Below are 13,899 nucleotides of genomic sequence, written 5' to 3' on the forward strand. Positions count from 1 at the left end.
ATGACGATTCCGAAACACGAGCCGCGCGAGGTCTTCGATCGGGCGATCGAGCATACGCGGGCGCTTTCCCCGGCCACTTTCGATCAGTGGTTCGGGGGAGTTCAGTTCGATGATCTGACCGACGGCGTCCTGACGCTGCGTGTCCAGAACGAGTTCGTCCTCGAGTGGGTCAGGGACAATTTCCTGCCAGCGCTCACGGACAAGATCCGAGAGCTCACCGGCTGGTCGGTCCAGGTCGCGTGGACGGTGGATCAGAACCTCGTCGCGCCCATTGCGCAGCGCGTGGAGCTCACCCCGGTGCGTCCACGGGCGCTCGTCGTGCGTCCGTCGAGCGCGGCGCCGGTGCCGGCGCCCCGCCCCGAGCCGACGCTCCGGCGCGTCCCGTCGATGCCGGACGACCTCAACCCGAAGCACACCTTCGCGAGCTTCGTCGTGGGCCCCTCGAACCAGCTGGCGCACGCGGCCGCGATCGCGGCCGCGGGCGGCGGGGGACGCCGTTACAACCCGCTCTTCATCTGCGGCGGCACGGGGCTCGGCAAGACCCACCTCATGCACGCGATCGCGCACCGCGTCTTCGAGGGCAGGCCGGACGCGCGGATCATCTACGTCTCGGCCGAGAAGTTCACGAACGACTTCATCACGGCCATCCAGCACCACCGGATGGACGAGTTCCGCACGCGGTACAGGTCGAGCTGCGACGTGCTGCTGGTCGACGACATCCAGTTCCTGGCCGGGCGCGAGCAGACGCAGGAGGAGTTCTTCCACACCTTCAACGCGCTCCACACGCTCGACCGGCAGATCGTGGTGACGAGCGACAAGTACCCCCAGAACCTCGAGCGCATGGAAGAGCGGCTCGTCTCTCGGTTCTCCTGGGGGCTCGTCGCCGACATCCAGGTGCCGGAGCTCGAGACGCGCGTCGCGATCGTGCGGAACAAGGCGGCGCTCGAGGGCATCGCGCTCACGGACGACGTGGCGCTCTACCTCGCGCAGATGGTCCGCTCCAACGTCCGCGAGCTCGAGGGGACGCTGATCCGGCTGGCGGCCAAGAGCTCGCTCACGGGCCGCCCCGTCGACCTCCCGTTCGCGCGCGCCGAGATCACGGCCACGTCGCCGCCGCGCGCGCAGATGATGAGCGTCGAGGACATCCAGCGCGCGGTGTGCCACCACTTCCACCTGCGCTCGATCGACCTCACCTCGAAGGACCGCCACAAGAGCGTGGCCTTCGCGCGCCACGTCGCGATGTACCTCTGCAAGCAGCGGCTGAAGTGCAGCTTCCCGGAGATCGGGCGGGCCTTCGGCAACCGCGATCACACGACGGTGATGAGCGCCGTCCGCAAGATCGAGGCGCAGCGCGACTCGGATCCGCAGGTCCGCGCCCACCTCGAGGCGCTCGAGAAGAAGCTCGCCGACGAGTGAGTCGCGCGCGCGTGACGCGGAAGACGCGCGCGCGGGGTCAGAGCTCGGACAGCGCGGAGCGCGCGTCGTCCGCGACGAGCTTGTTGCCGTACGCGGACGCGAGATCGAGCACCTCGGCGAGCTCGCGCCGCGCCTCCTTGACCAGGCCCCGCTGCTTCAAGAGCGCGCCGAGCAGGTACCGGCTCTCGAGGGCGTCGGTGCGGTAGGAGCGCGCGTCGGCGTAGCGCGCGAGCTCGCGCAGGAGCTCGCCGGCGCCGACCGCGCCGCTCAGCCCGTCCAGGTAGGCGAGGTGCGCGCGGTTGATGGAGGCGAGGCGCTCGTGGCCGCTCTCCTCGGCGAGCTCCTTCGACTCGGTGAGCGACGCGTAGGCGCGCGGCAGATCGCCGAGCCGCCGGCTCGCGTCGCCGAGGTTGTGCAGCGCGGCGGCGGTCTCGAAGCGCAGGCCCGCGGACCGGGCGAGGTCGACGGCGCGGGCGGAGCTCTTCACCGCCGCGTCGAAGTCGCGCAGGAACACGTGCACGAGGACGCGCTGCTTCTCGCGCTCGCTCGCCGCCGCGAGGTCGCCCGGATCGCCGAGCGCCTCTGCCCGATCGAGGGCGCGGAGCGCCGCCTCGATGTCGCCCGTCGCCGCGCGCGTCTGGGAGATCGCGAGCAAGAGCCTCGGATCGTCGATCGCGCCCGTCGCCTCGAGCTGCTCGACGGCGCGCTCCGCGCGCGCGAAGTCGCCGCTCCGGACGCCGATCTCCGTCTCGCACGCGAGCGCCTTGCGGCGGAGGTCCCCCCGATCGCCGGCGAGGGCGTAGGCCTCCTCGAGCCTCGCGTACGCGTCGGCGAAGAGATCCACCGCGCCGAGGGCGCGCGCCAGGTCGACGCGGGCCGAGAGCTTCTGCTCCGGCGTGCCGGCCTCGTCGATGCGCCGCAGCGCGCGGGCGGCGACGTCGGCGAGATCCGGCGCGGAGCGCACGCGCACGACGACGTCGGCGAGCGCGCCGAGCCACGCGGAGAGCTCCGCCGGCGAGCGGTGGGCGTGGTCGCCGAGATCGAGCGCCTGGAAGATGAGCCGGAGCGCCGGATCGAGCTGGCTCGCGCGGATCTTGTGCAGCGCCGCGCGCGCGTAGAACGTGGCGGCGCGGTCGCGATCGCCGGCCTGGTAGAAGTGCTGCCCGATGCGCTCGGCGTGCTCGGCGCCGTCCTCGCCGACGACGGCGACGTACGCCGCCGCGGCCGCGGCGTGCAGCTCCCGGCGGAGCTCCGGCGGGATCGCGTCGAGGACGATCTCCCCGTGCATGGGCGACGCGAAGCTCGCCTGCGCGGGGCCCTTGAGCCGCAAGAGGTCGCGGGTCGCGAGCCCGGAGATCGCGCGGTTCACGGCCGGGAGCTTCTGCTGGAGGAGCGCCGCGAGGACCTCGGTCGGCACCGGATCGCCGAGGATGGCCGCCGCCTGGAGCACGGCGCGGTCGCTCGGATCGAGCCGCCGCACCCGGGTCGCGATGAGCGTGCGCAGCGAGCGCGGCACCGCCGACGCGCCGTCGAGCCGCGCCTTCACGACGCCGCTGACGACGCTGAGCGCGCCGGAGTCGAGGAGCTCCCTGATGAGCTCCTCGAGGAAGAGCGGGTGGCCGCCGGCGCGCTCGCGGCAGAAGGCGACGACGTCGGGCGGCAGGAAGCTCGCGCCGATGCGCGCCGACATGAGGCGCGCGCTGTCGCTGTCCGAGAGCTCCCCGACCTTGAGCCGGTAGAAGTGGGGGTGCGCCTCGAGCAGCGGCGGCGGGTCGCTGCGCGTCGCCAGCATCAGCACGGCGCGGAGCCCGCCGGCGCGGCCCGCGGTGGCGAGCAGCGTCTCGGCGGTGAGCTGGTCCATCGCCTGCGCGTCGTCCCACGCGAAGCAGTGGAGGCGATCCTCGCAGAGGCTCTGCACCATGCGCGGGAACGCCGTGCGCAGGATCGCGGTCGTCCCCTGCGGCGCCCGCCTCTCGGCGAGCGCCGCGCCGAGCTGACCGAGCACGGCCGCGGACTCGTCGTCGCGCAGGCCGAGCGCCCGCAGCCGCGGCAGCACCGCGCGGATGCGCTCCTCGTCGTCGCCCTCCTGGATGCCGCAGAGCACCTGGAGCATCGCGGTGAGGCCGCTCCACGGGACGTCGGCGCCGTTGTGCGGGCACGAGGCGACGTAGACGCCGACGTTGTAGTCGCCCTTCGAGAGCCGCCGCTCCATCTCGGCGAGCAGCCGCGTCTTGCCGATGCCGCGCTCGCCCTGGATGACGACGATCTGCGCGCGCTTCCTCGTGGCGTCGGCCAGGATGTCGCCGAGCTGCTTGAGCTCTTCGCGGCGGCCGATGAAGCGTCCGTACGCGCCGTCCGGGGGCTGCGCGGACGTGACGACGCGCCCCCCCTCGGGCGCTGTCCGGCCGGCGCCGGGCAGCTCCTCGGTCGCGAACGCGTTGCGGAGGACGCGCCCGGTGAGGTTCGACACGGCGACCTGGGACTCGGTCGCGCGGGCGAGCGCCTGGGCGGAGGCGATGAGCGAGGTGAGCCGCTCGTCGCGGATCGGGGCGCCGGCGCTGTCGACGAGGATGCGGGCGAGGTGGATGCCGGCGGAGACCGCGGCGCCCCCTCCGCGCGAGCGCAGGATCACGAGGGCGGCGCGCGCCGCGGCCTCCGTGTCGCGGCCGTCGGCGTCGCCGAGCCCGAAGACGGCGACCAGCTGCGACGCCTCCTGCTCGAGCAGCAGCGCGCCGTAGCGCGCCAGCACGTCGCGGGCCCGCGCCATGCGCCTCGCCGCGTCGTCCTCGGATCCCGTGAAGATGAGCACGAGCGCCGTGACCTCGCGCCGCTCGCCGAGCCCGCGCGCGGCCGGGCCGCTGTCGGCCTTCTCGAGCAGCTGGAGGAGCCCCGACGCCGAGCGGCTGCGCGTGCTCGTCGTGTGCGGCACCTCGACGGGCGTGCGCTCGTTGGCCCCGTTCGGCTCCTCTTCGAGCACGGCGCTCGCCTGGATCTCGGCGCTCTTCTCCTCGTGGAACGGCTCCAGGAAATCGGCGAGGTCGTTCGCCCCGAACCGCTCGGCCGTCGCGTAGAAGAAGCCGAGGAGCGCCTCGTGCAGCCGCCCGGCGTCGGGGAACCGATCCTCCGGGTTCTTCGCGAGCATCGTGCTCACGACGTCGACGAGCGACCGGGGCACGTCGGGGCGCACGAGCGCGAGCGGCGGATACTCGCTCGCCTGCAGCCGCCGCATGATCTCGAACGCCGTCGGCGCCGCGAACGGGTTCGACCCGGCGAGCATCTCGTAGAGCACCGTGCCGAGCGAGAAGAGATCGCTCCTGCCGTCGATCGCGCCGGCGCGCGACTGCTCGGGGCTCATGTAGGCGAGCTTCCCGCGGATCCTCCCTGCGCGGTTCTCGCCGACCTCCTCGTCGGTCATCGATTGCGTCGCCTTCGCGATGCCGAAGTCGGTGACCTTCACCTCGCCCTCCCAGGAGAGCAGGATATTCTGCGGAGAGATGTCGCGGTGGACGATGCCGAGGGGGCGCGACTGCTCGTCGCGCCGCCGGTGCGCGTGATCGAGCGCCTTCGCGATCTCGGCCGTCATGAAGACGGCCATGGCGAGGGGGATCGGCTTCTTCGCCCTCCGGCAGCGGGCGAGGAGCGTCGCCAGGTCGAGCCCGGGGACGTACTCCATCGCGATGAAGTAGCTGGTCGGATCGCCGTTCGGATGGTCGACGCGGCCGAGGTCGAACACCTGCACGATGTTCGCGTGCGAGAGGCGCACGGCGAGCTTGGCCTCGTGCACGAACATGTCCACGAAGCGCCCCTGCTCGGCCAGCTTGGGGAGGATGCGCTTGATGACGAGGACCTTCTCGAACCCCTCGACGCCGAAGCTCTTGGCCTTGAAGACCTCGGCCATGCCGCCCTCGCCCAGGCGCTCGAGCAAGCGATACCGCCCGAAGGTCTCGCTCAGCATCGCCCCGCCTGCGCCCCACGCAGCGTCGCGCCTTTGGCGCGCGCGGCGCTCCGGGAGGGACGGCCCGCGATCGGCGCGCGCGCCGGCGCCGCCGCGCCGGCCGCGTCGCCTAGCCGCGCGTCATGTCTCGACGGCCTTGTTTGCGCCGGCGTCATCGTCCCCTCCATACATCGACTCCGCGATCCGGAACGCCGCCCCCTCCAGACGCGCGTACGCGTCCCGGAGCGCGTCGAGGTCGCCGCCGGCCTCGAGCAGCTTCCGCAGCGCCGCGCACTCGGCGTGGACCTCGCCGAGGAGCTCGGCGTCGAGCAGATCGCCGTAGCCTTCGAGGGCCTGCTCGGTCGTGTAGACGAGGGTCTCGGCCTGGTTGCGGAGCTCGGCGAGATCGCGCCGGAGCGCGTCGGTCTCCTTGAACCGCTCGCCCTCCGAGACGAGCCGCTCGACCTCGTCCGGCGTGAGGCCGCTCGTGGGGGTCACCCGGATCTCCTGCACCCGCCCCGTCCCGAGATCCCGCGCCTCGACGCGGACGATCCCGTTCTCGTCGATGCGGAAGGTGACCTGGATCTTCGGCAGCCCGCGCGGGGCGGGAGGGATGCCTGTGAGCTCGAAGCGGGCGAGGCTCCGGCAGTCCGCGGCCATCTCGCGCTCGCCCTGGAGCACGTGCACGGGGACGAAGCTCTGGTTGTCGACGCTCGTCGTGAAGATCTCGCTCCGCTCGGTGGGGATGGTCGTGTTGCGCGGGATGAGCTTGAAGCTCACGCCGCCGCCGGTCTCGACGCCGAGCGACAGCGGCGTCACGTCGAGGAGCAGCACCTCGTCCACCTGTCCGGACAGCGCGGCGCCCTGCAGCGCGGCCCCGACCGCGACGACCTCGTCGGGGTTCACGCCCTTGTTCGGCTCCCGGCCGAAGAACTCGCGCACCGCCGCCTGCACCGCGGGCATCCGGGTCATGCCGCCGACGAGGACCACCGTGTTGACGGCGGAGACGGGGAGCTTGGCGTCCCCGAGCGTCGCGCGGCAGACGTCGATGGTCCGCCGGATGAGGCCCTCGCAGAGCATCTCGAGCTCGTTGCGCCGCATCGTCCGCTCGAGGTGGAGCGGCCCGCCGCCTGGGCCGACGGCGATGAAGGGGATGTTGATCTCGGTCTCGAGCGACGACGAGAGCTCGTGCTTCGCCTTCTCGGCCGCCTCCTTGAGCCGCTGCAGCGCCATCCGGTCCCGGCGCAGATCGATGCGGCTCTTCCCCTCGAACTCGTCGGCGAGCAGGTCGATGATCCGCTGGTCGAAGTCCTCGCCGCCGAGGTGCGTGTCGCCGCCGGTCGCCTTGACGCTGAAGACCCCGCTCGCGATCTCGAGGATCGAGATATCGAACGTGCCTCCGCCGAGATCGTAGACCGCGATCGTCTCGGCCTTCACCTTGTCGAGGCCGTAGGCGAGCGCCGCGGCGGTCGGCTCGTTGATGATCCGGCGCACGTCCAGCCCGGCGATCCGCCCTGCGTCCTTCGTCGCCTGCCGCTGCGCGTCGTCGAAGTAGGCGGGGACGGTGACCACCGCCTCCGTCACGGGCTCGCCGAGGAACCGCTCGGCGACCTGCTTCATCTGGCCGAGGATCACGGCGGAGATCTCGGGCGGCGAGTAGTTGCGCCCCTTGACCTCGACCCACGCGTCGCTGTTCGGCGCCTCGACGATCTTGTAGGGGGCGAGGCTGATCTGCTTGCTGACCTCGGGCGCGGTGAACTTGCGGCCCATCAGCCGCTTCACCGCGTAGATGGTGTTCTGCGGGTTCGTGACCGCCTGGCGGCGCGCGACCTGTCCGACCAGGCGCTCACCGCTCGCGGGGAAGCCGACCACGGACGGCGTGGTGCGCGCGCCCTCGGCGTTCGGGATCACCCGAACATCGTTGGCCGAGGCGACGCCTGCCCCTTCGACGACAGCCACGCACGAGTTCGTCGTCCCGAGATCGATGCCGATCACCTTCCCCATATGCGGCGAAAGATACTACAGGCCTGGATGCTCTCCGGGTGGGGAGACGACCTGGGCGCCCGCGATATTTGGGGAGATCGTGCGGCGAGGTAGCGGGGCACGGCAGATCCCGGACAGGATCACCGCCAGGATGCGCACCGTGCCGGGGGTGTGCGCCGAGGGAGCCGGCGCGACGCCGCGCGGAGGCTCAGTTCGCCGCGGGCGCCGGCTCGACGGGCGAGCCCTTCGAGACGACGACCATGGCCGCGCGGATCAGGTAATCGCCCAGCATGTATCCCGGCTGGACCTCCGCGATCACGACGCCGGCGGGGTGCTCGGTCGAGTCGAGCTGCTGGATGGCCTCGTGCACGCTGGGATCGAAGGGCTTGCCGACCGCGGCGATGCGCTTGATGCCCATGCGCTCCAGCGTGTCGACGAACTGCTTCGTCACGATCCGGACGCCCTCGGCGACCGACTTCACGTCCGGCGCGCTCTCGGCGTGGATGGCGGCGCGCTCGAGGTTGTCGAAGACCGGGAGCAGATCCTTCAGGATCGACTCGCGGCCGCGGCGCTGCGCCTCTTCGACCTCGCGCCGGGAGCGCTTACGGAAGTTGTCGAAATCCGCGGCGGTGCGCAGCAGCTGCTCGCGCATCCGCGCGGCCTCGGCCTGCACCTCGCCTAGCTTGTCTTCGGGGGTGGAGGCCTGCTGCTCCGCGGCCTCTGCGCGCTCCGCGTGCGCCTCTGCCGTCTCCCCCGTGTTCTGGTTCGACCCATTTTGTTCCGAATCGCTCATAGGACGGCGGCACTATAACCAGCCGCGATCCGCTGGCAATCGCCAGGCCCATGGTCGGCCCGGAGGCGAGCGCCGCCGTCCGAGCGCGCCGGCGCTCGCCGCCGCGCCGGCCCAGGACGCCCGCGGGTGGGGGGGCCGGCGCGCGGGCGCTCCGGCCGGGGGGGCCGCGCGGGCGCTCCGGCCGCGCTCCGGCCGCGCTCCGGCGGGTCAGATTGCCCGGGTCTCCACGATCCGCTGCGGGCGCTGCATCGAGCGTTTGCTCCGACCCCCCGCCCGGCGTTAGATCGCCCCCCATGAGCATCGCCACAAGCCCCGCCGCCGAACCTCCTCCGGCGAACGCCTCGACGCCGGCCAGCGCGCCGCTCCTCGCGGCGCAGAAGCACCTGCTCGGCAACTACCGCCAGCCGCCGTTCGTCCTCGACCGCGGCAGGGGTTGCGAGCTCTTCGACACGGAGGGGCGCCGGTACCTTGACATGTGCGCGGGGGTGGCAGTGGCTTCGCTCGGGCACGCTCACCCGCGGCTCGTGGCGACCATCTCCGAGCAGGCGGGTCGCCTGATGCACGTCTCCAACTATTTCTTCAACGCCGAGAACCTCCGCCTCGCCGAGGAGCTCTGCGCGAAGACCGGCTTCGACCGCGCCTTCTTCTGCAACTCGGGCGCGGAGGCGAACGAGGCGATGCTCAAGCTCGCGCGCCGCCATTTCTTCAACCGGGGCGAGGAGGGACGCTACCGGATCATCGCGTTCGACAACGCGTTTCACGGCCGGACCCTCGGCGCGGTCGCGCTGACCGGGACGCCGAAGTACCGCGAGGGCTTCGGCCCTTCGCTCGACGGCGTCACGCACGTGCCGTACGGAGACGCGGCGGCGGTGCGCGCGGCCATGGGCCCGGACGTCGCGGGGATCCTCGTGGAGCCGGTGCAAGGGGAGGGCGGCGTGCTGCCGGCCCCGGCCGGGTTCCTCGCCGAGCTGCGGCGCATCGCCGACGAGCACGGCGCGCTGCTGCTCATCGACGAGGTGCAGACCGGCATCGGGCGCACGGGGCACTGGCTCGGCGCGACGTACGACGGCGTCCAGGGCGACGCCGCGGCGCTCGCGAAGGGGCTCGGCGGTGGGTTCCCGGTCGGCGCGCTGGTGCTGCGGGAGCGGCTCAACGGCGCGCTGCCCCCGGGCTCGCACGGCTCGACCTACGGCGGCAACGCGCTCGCCTCCGCCACGGCGCGCACGGTGCTCGCGGTCATCGAGGAAGAGAAGCTGTGCGAGGCCGCCGTGAAGCGCGGCGAGCAGCTCGGCCGCGGCCTCGCCGCGATCGCCGCGCGGCTGCCGGGCGTGTGCCTCGGCGAGCGCGGGCGCGGGTTGCTCCGCGGGCTCATCCTCGCGCCGACCGTCGACGCGCGGGCCGCCCTCGGCCGCGCGCGCGATCGGGGCGTGCTGCTCACGATCGCGGGCAGCAGCGTGCTCCGGTTCACGCCGCCCCTGATCGTGAGCGAGGCGCAGATCGACGAGGCGCTGGCCGAGGTCGAGGCCGCGCTCGCCGAGACGCCGGCTGCAGGTTGAGGTGGTCGCCTCGCGCGCCTCGGGTCCCGCCGTCGCACCCGTCCCGTGCTCGGGCTGCAGCAAGCTGATCGATCCGCTGCGCGCGGGGCAGGTGGCGATCTTCGATCAGCGCTTCCATTACTTCTGCAACGCGCGGTGCCGCCACGCCTTCCTCGGTGAAGCGCCGCCTGCGCCGGGGGACGGCCGGCCTACGGGCCTCGCGGCGCCGGGCGCGCCCTTCGCCGGCGCTCCTCCCCGGGGGCTCCCGTCGGGCGCGCCGCCCGGCGCCGGCGGGCACCACGCCTCCACCCCGCGCACCCCGCGCGCGGAGCCCGCGCGGGCGAGCGCTGACGAGGGCGCGGCGCGCGTCGCCGATCTCGACGCGCCGATCGTGAACGCGTTCCCCCCCGTGTCGCTCGACGAGAAGCTCCCCGATCTGCCCGTCCTCGACGACGATCGCGCGCTGCTCGAGCCCATCGGGAACACCATCCTGAGCGAGGAGCCGCAGCGCTACGACGCGGTCGAGGCGCGGGACATCGGCGCGCTCCTGCTCGTGCTCGCGATCATCGCGGGGACGCTGGCCGTCGCGCTCACCCTCGCCGGGGACGCGAAGCTCGTCATCGGCGCGCGCATCGTGCTCGCCACGGTGAGCGCCGGGATGCTCCTTGGCCGCGCCGCCACGACCGCGCGCGACGCCACGGATCCGCACCCTGCGCCGATGCTCGCCCCCGTCCTTGGCGGGCTCGTCGCCGCCGTCTGGGCCCTCTTCGGTCAGGACCGCGCCCTCGCGGCCGAGGCCGCGTCGCTCGCCGGCGTGATCGCCACCGCCAGCGCGATCAGCGCGTGGCTCATCGAGAGCGCCCGACATCGCGTGTTCGCGGAGCGGGCGTGGATCGGATCCGTGCTCTCGACCCCCGCGCGCCGGCCGCCTGGCGCGTGGGCGCAGGGCTCGGCGCCCGCCGACCGCGCCCCTCAGCGCGGCGGCGACGGCGGTCCTGTCGAGGGCGCCGGGGATGAGCTCTACGAGCTGCGACCGGGCGAGAGCGTCCAGGTCGACGCGGGGGAGATCGTCCCCGTCGACCTCATCGTCACGGGCGGCGACGTCGAGGTGCTCCCCTGGATCGGCGCGACCACGCCGACCCGCCGCCGCGACGGCGACCCGGTCGTCGCCGGGGCCACCGTGGTCCGGGGTCGCCTCGTCGGCGCGTGCACCTTCTCCGGCGGCGATCGCGCGGTCGCGCGCGTCCTGCTCGACGCTCGCCGGCGCGCGGACGCCCTCGCGCCCATCGCTCAGGCCTCCCGCGCCCTGACCGAGCGCTGGGCGATCGGCGCCGCGGCGATCGGCGCGCTCTCCGCCTTCGTCGCCGGGCGCGCTCCGGTCGAGATCGCGATGACCGCGGCGGCCGTGCTCGCCGCGCTGTCCACGGCGATCACGGCGTCCATCGCCTCGGTGCACGTCGCGCGGGGCATCTTGCTCGGGCTCCGCCGGGGCATCGTCTACAAGAGCGCCGACGCCTGGGATCGCGCAGGGAAGACCTCGGTCGCCGTGTTCTGCGCCCGCGGCACGCTGCTGCTCGGCGAGCCCGAGCTCGCGGAGCTGGAGGCGACCGGCCAGAAGCTCAAGCCGAGCGACGTGCTCGCGCTCGCGGCCGGGGCGGAGCGCACCGAGGAGCACCCCGTCGCGACGGCGATCGTCCGCGCCGCGCGCGCCCGCGGCTTGCGGCCCGACGGCGTGCGCAACCCCAACTTCCACCCCGGCCTCGGCGTGACGGCCGTCACCTCGTCCGGCGAGGACCTCTGCGTCGGCAACCGCGCGCTCATGCTCGAGCAGCGGATCTCGATCGCCGCGGCCGAGAGCCGCGTCGCCGAGCTCGAGGCGCTGGGGCGCACGGTGGTCCTCGTCGCTGTCGGCGCTCGCCTCGTCGGCATCATCGGCCTGCAGGACGGGCTGCGCCCCGGGGCGCGGGCCGCCATCCAGCACCTGCTCGACGCGCAGATCGAGCCCGTGCTGATGTCGGGCGACGCGCGCGAGACGTGCGAGGCGATCGGCCGCTCGCTCGACATCGATCACATCCGCCCCGAGGTCCTCCCCGCGGATCGCGGCACGGAGGTGCGTCGCCTGATCGACGCGGGCACGAGCGTCGCCGTCCTCGGCCACGCGGGCGTCGACGACGCCGCGCTCGGCGCCGCGGACGTCTCCGTGGCGCTCGGCGCCGCCGGCTCGGCGCCCGCCGATTTCTCCACGGTCCTCGCGTCGGACGACGTCCGCGACGCCGCGCTCTCCCTCGCGCTCGCGCACCGCACGCGCCTCGAGGCGCGCGTCGGGCTCGCGCTCAGCGTCGCCCCGGCGCTCGTCGGCGCCGCGGTCATCGCCGCGTTCGTGCTCCCGCCGGCCTACGCGCCCATCGCCTCGCTGCTCGGCGGCGTCATGGCCGTCGTCCACGCCCGCGCGCTCGACGCGAAGAGCTGAGCGCCGGGCGCGGTCGCCGGCGCGGGGCTCCTCGCCGCGCCGGGGCGGGCTACGAGACGTCGGGCGTGGTGTCCTTGGGGTCGCGGCAGTCCGCGCAGACGCCGTACATCTCGTGCTTGTGCCAGGTCACGTCGAAGCCGTACTTCGCGGCGATCTCTTCCTGGAGCGCCTCGATCCGCGGCTCCTCGAACTCGATGATCTTCCCGCAGTTGACGCAGATCAGGTGGTCGTGGTGCGCGCTGGCGTCGTCCGCCAGCTCGTAGCGGCTAAGGCCGTCCCCGAACCGTCGCTCGGAGGCCACGCCGCACTCCGCGAGCAGCTTGAGCGTGCGGTACACCGTCGCGTACCCGATGCCTCGGTCGTGCGCGCGCACCTCCGCGAGCAGGTCCTCGATGGTCATGTGCGGGGCGCCGGAGAAGAACGTGTCGACGATCAGCCGGCGCTGCGCCGTCGATCTCAGCCCCTTCTTCGCCATGTACGCCTGGAGGCGAGCGCGGAGCCGGTCGAGGGCAATTTCGTCCACGTGGCTGGCGCTGCTCCCCTCTCTCTCCATGACGGCCATGGCCAGTTTATCCCGTTCGCGGCGAACCGCGTCAAGGCCGGTGACCGCGCCCACGTGGCGCGGCCTCGCCGATGCTGCCCGCGCCCCGCTCGTCGGCGCTACTCGCCGACCTGCGCCATGTAGCTGATCTGAGCCGCCGAACCTCCGAGGGGGCTGAGCAGCGTGATGGGAGGCGCGACCAGGCCGGCCGCCGCCGTGTTGTCGATGACGACGTAGTAGAGGCCCGGGCGCAGCGCGTAGCGGCGGGTCTCGATGATCCCGGGCTGGAGAGGGCCGCCTGCCTGCACCGGGCCTGGCGGGGGGCCGAGCGGCTTGCCGGTCTGGTACGCCTCGCGCCACGCGTCGCCGGTGGGCTTGTCGACGATCATGAGGTCCACGGGCGCGCCCTGCGCGCTGACCTTGAGGTAGAGCGCCTGGTCCGAGTCGGCGACCTCGAACGGCCCGAGGTAGTCGCGCTGGTTCGCGTACACCTCGACGGTCTCGTTCGCGAACGTGTACCGCTCCTCGTCCTCCGCCTCGAACGGGTGGTGCGGTCGCTGGGGCGGCATGAGGATCCCCAGCGTGAAGTCCTTCCCGGTCTCCTCGTTGTAGAGGACGGTGAACCCTCGGGTCAGCTCGCCAGCGACGATCTGGTTGCCGAGCAGGTTGGCGAGCCCTCCGAACGGCGGGACGTTGGCCATCACGTCGATGACCGGGTTCTCGACGTAGCCCAGCTGGAAGCTGGGGCCTTGAACGATCCGGTTCAGCCGTCCCCACACGTAGACGTTATCGTCCGCGAGCTGGAAGTCGGGTCGGTACTCGACGGACGTCGTGAGCGAGAAGCCCACCCGCTTGGCCGGCTGCATGTAGCCGTAGCCGGTGCCGGCGATGTGGACGGTGATCGTCTGGGCGGCGTCGTTGACGTCGTACGAGCACTGCATCGGGAAGAACCGCCCCATGGACGCCGATCTGTCCTGCAGGCGCAGCGAGACCCCGCTCTTCAGCATCTCGGGGCAGATCTTGCTGGCGCCGAAGTTCGAGAACAGGAACCAGCGGAGGGCGGGGCTCGCGTTCACGGGACCGCTGACGCAGGGGCAGCCGACGAACGTGAACGACAGCGCGACGGCGGCGAGCGCCAGCGCGGCGGACGCGCGGGAGAGCGGGGGTCTTCGTGCGGGCACGCGGGCTAACATAGCGGGTCGACCTCGAAGGGAGAGCGGGTTTGCG

Annotated in this window: 8 protein-coding genes; 3 read left to right on the forward strand and 5 right to left on the reverse strand. The window is 72.9% G+C overall.

Annotated elements, in window-relative coordinates:
* Positions 1-1,416: a chromosomal replication initiator protein DnaA gene (dnaA, locus tag WMF11_RS00005; protein ID WP_437906372.1), complete on the forward strand. Its 1,416-nt coding sequence runs from the start codon at positions 1-3 to the stop codon at positions 1,414-1,416.
* Between the two features lie 37 nt (positions 1,417-1,453).
* Here dnaA and WMF11_RS00010 read toward each other — a convergent pair whose 3' ends face one another.
* The 3 genes from WMF11_RS00010 to grpE all read right to left on the reverse strand — a co-directional run bounded on the left by WMF11_RS00010 (position 1,454) and on the right by grpE (position 8,126).
* Entirely contained in the window at positions 1,454-5,371 is a 3,918-nt protein-coding gene (locus tag WMF11_RS00010) for a serine/threonine-protein kinase (RefSeq protein WP_437976004.1), read from the reverse strand.
* Between the two features lie 120 nt (positions 5,372-5,491).
* Positions 5,492-7,354: a molecular chaperone DnaK gene (gene dnaK, locus WMF11_RS00015; protein ID WP_012232637.1), complete on the reverse strand. Its 1,863-nt coding sequence runs from the start codon at positions 7,352-7,354 to the stop codon at positions 5,492-5,494.
* 187 nt (positions 7,355-7,541) lie between these two features.
* Positions 7,542-8,126: a nucleotide exchange factor GrpE gene (grpE, locus tag WMF11_RS00020; protein WP_437976005.1), complete on the reverse strand. Its 585-nt coding sequence runs from the start codon at positions 8,124-8,126 to the stop codon at positions 7,542-7,544.
* Between the two features lie 293 nt (positions 8,127-8,419).
* On the opposite strand from grpE, the gene WMF11_RS00025 reads away from it, so the two are divergent.
* Both WMF11_RS00025 and WMF11_RS00030 read left to right on the forward strand, forming a co-directional pair.
* Entirely contained in the window at positions 8,420-9,682 is a 1,263-nt protein-coding gene (locus tag WMF11_RS00025) for an aspartate aminotransferase family protein (RefSeq protein ID WP_437976006.1), read from the forward strand.
* A gap of 1 nt (position 9,683) precedes the next feature.
* On the forward strand, positions 9,684-12,131 hold the full coding sequence (locus tag WMF11_RS00030) for an HAD family hydrolase (protein WP_437976007.1): 2,448 nt from the start codon (positions 9,684-9,686) through the stop codon (positions 12,129-12,131).
* 49 nt (positions 12,132-12,180) lie between these two features.
* Here the strand turns inward: WMF11_RS00030 and WMF11_RS00035 are convergent, their stop codons facing one another.
* Together WMF11_RS00035 and WMF11_RS00040 are read right to left on the reverse strand one after the other, a co-directional pair.
* Positions 12,181-12,693, reverse strand: coding sequence for a Fur family transcriptional regulator (locus WMF11_RS00035; RefSeq protein ID WP_437976008.1), 513 nt, complete (start codon positions 12,691-12,693; stop codon positions 12,181-12,183).
* A gap of 98 nt (positions 12,694-12,791) precedes the next feature.
* The gene (locus tag WMF11_RS00040; RefSeq protein ID WP_437714927.1) at positions 12,792-13,853 is read right to left on the reverse strand and encodes a hypothetical protein; all 1,062 of its coding nucleotides are present in this window, start codon (positions 13,851-13,853) and stop codon (positions 12,792-12,794) included.
* Positions 13,854-13,899 lie beyond the last annotated feature (46 nt).

The sequence above is a fragment of the Sorangium sp. So ce295 genome (assembly GCF_051527405.1).
GTDB classification, from domain to species: Bacteria; Myxococcota_A; Polyangia; order Polyangiales; family Polyangiaceae; genus Sorangium; species Sorangium cellulosum_B.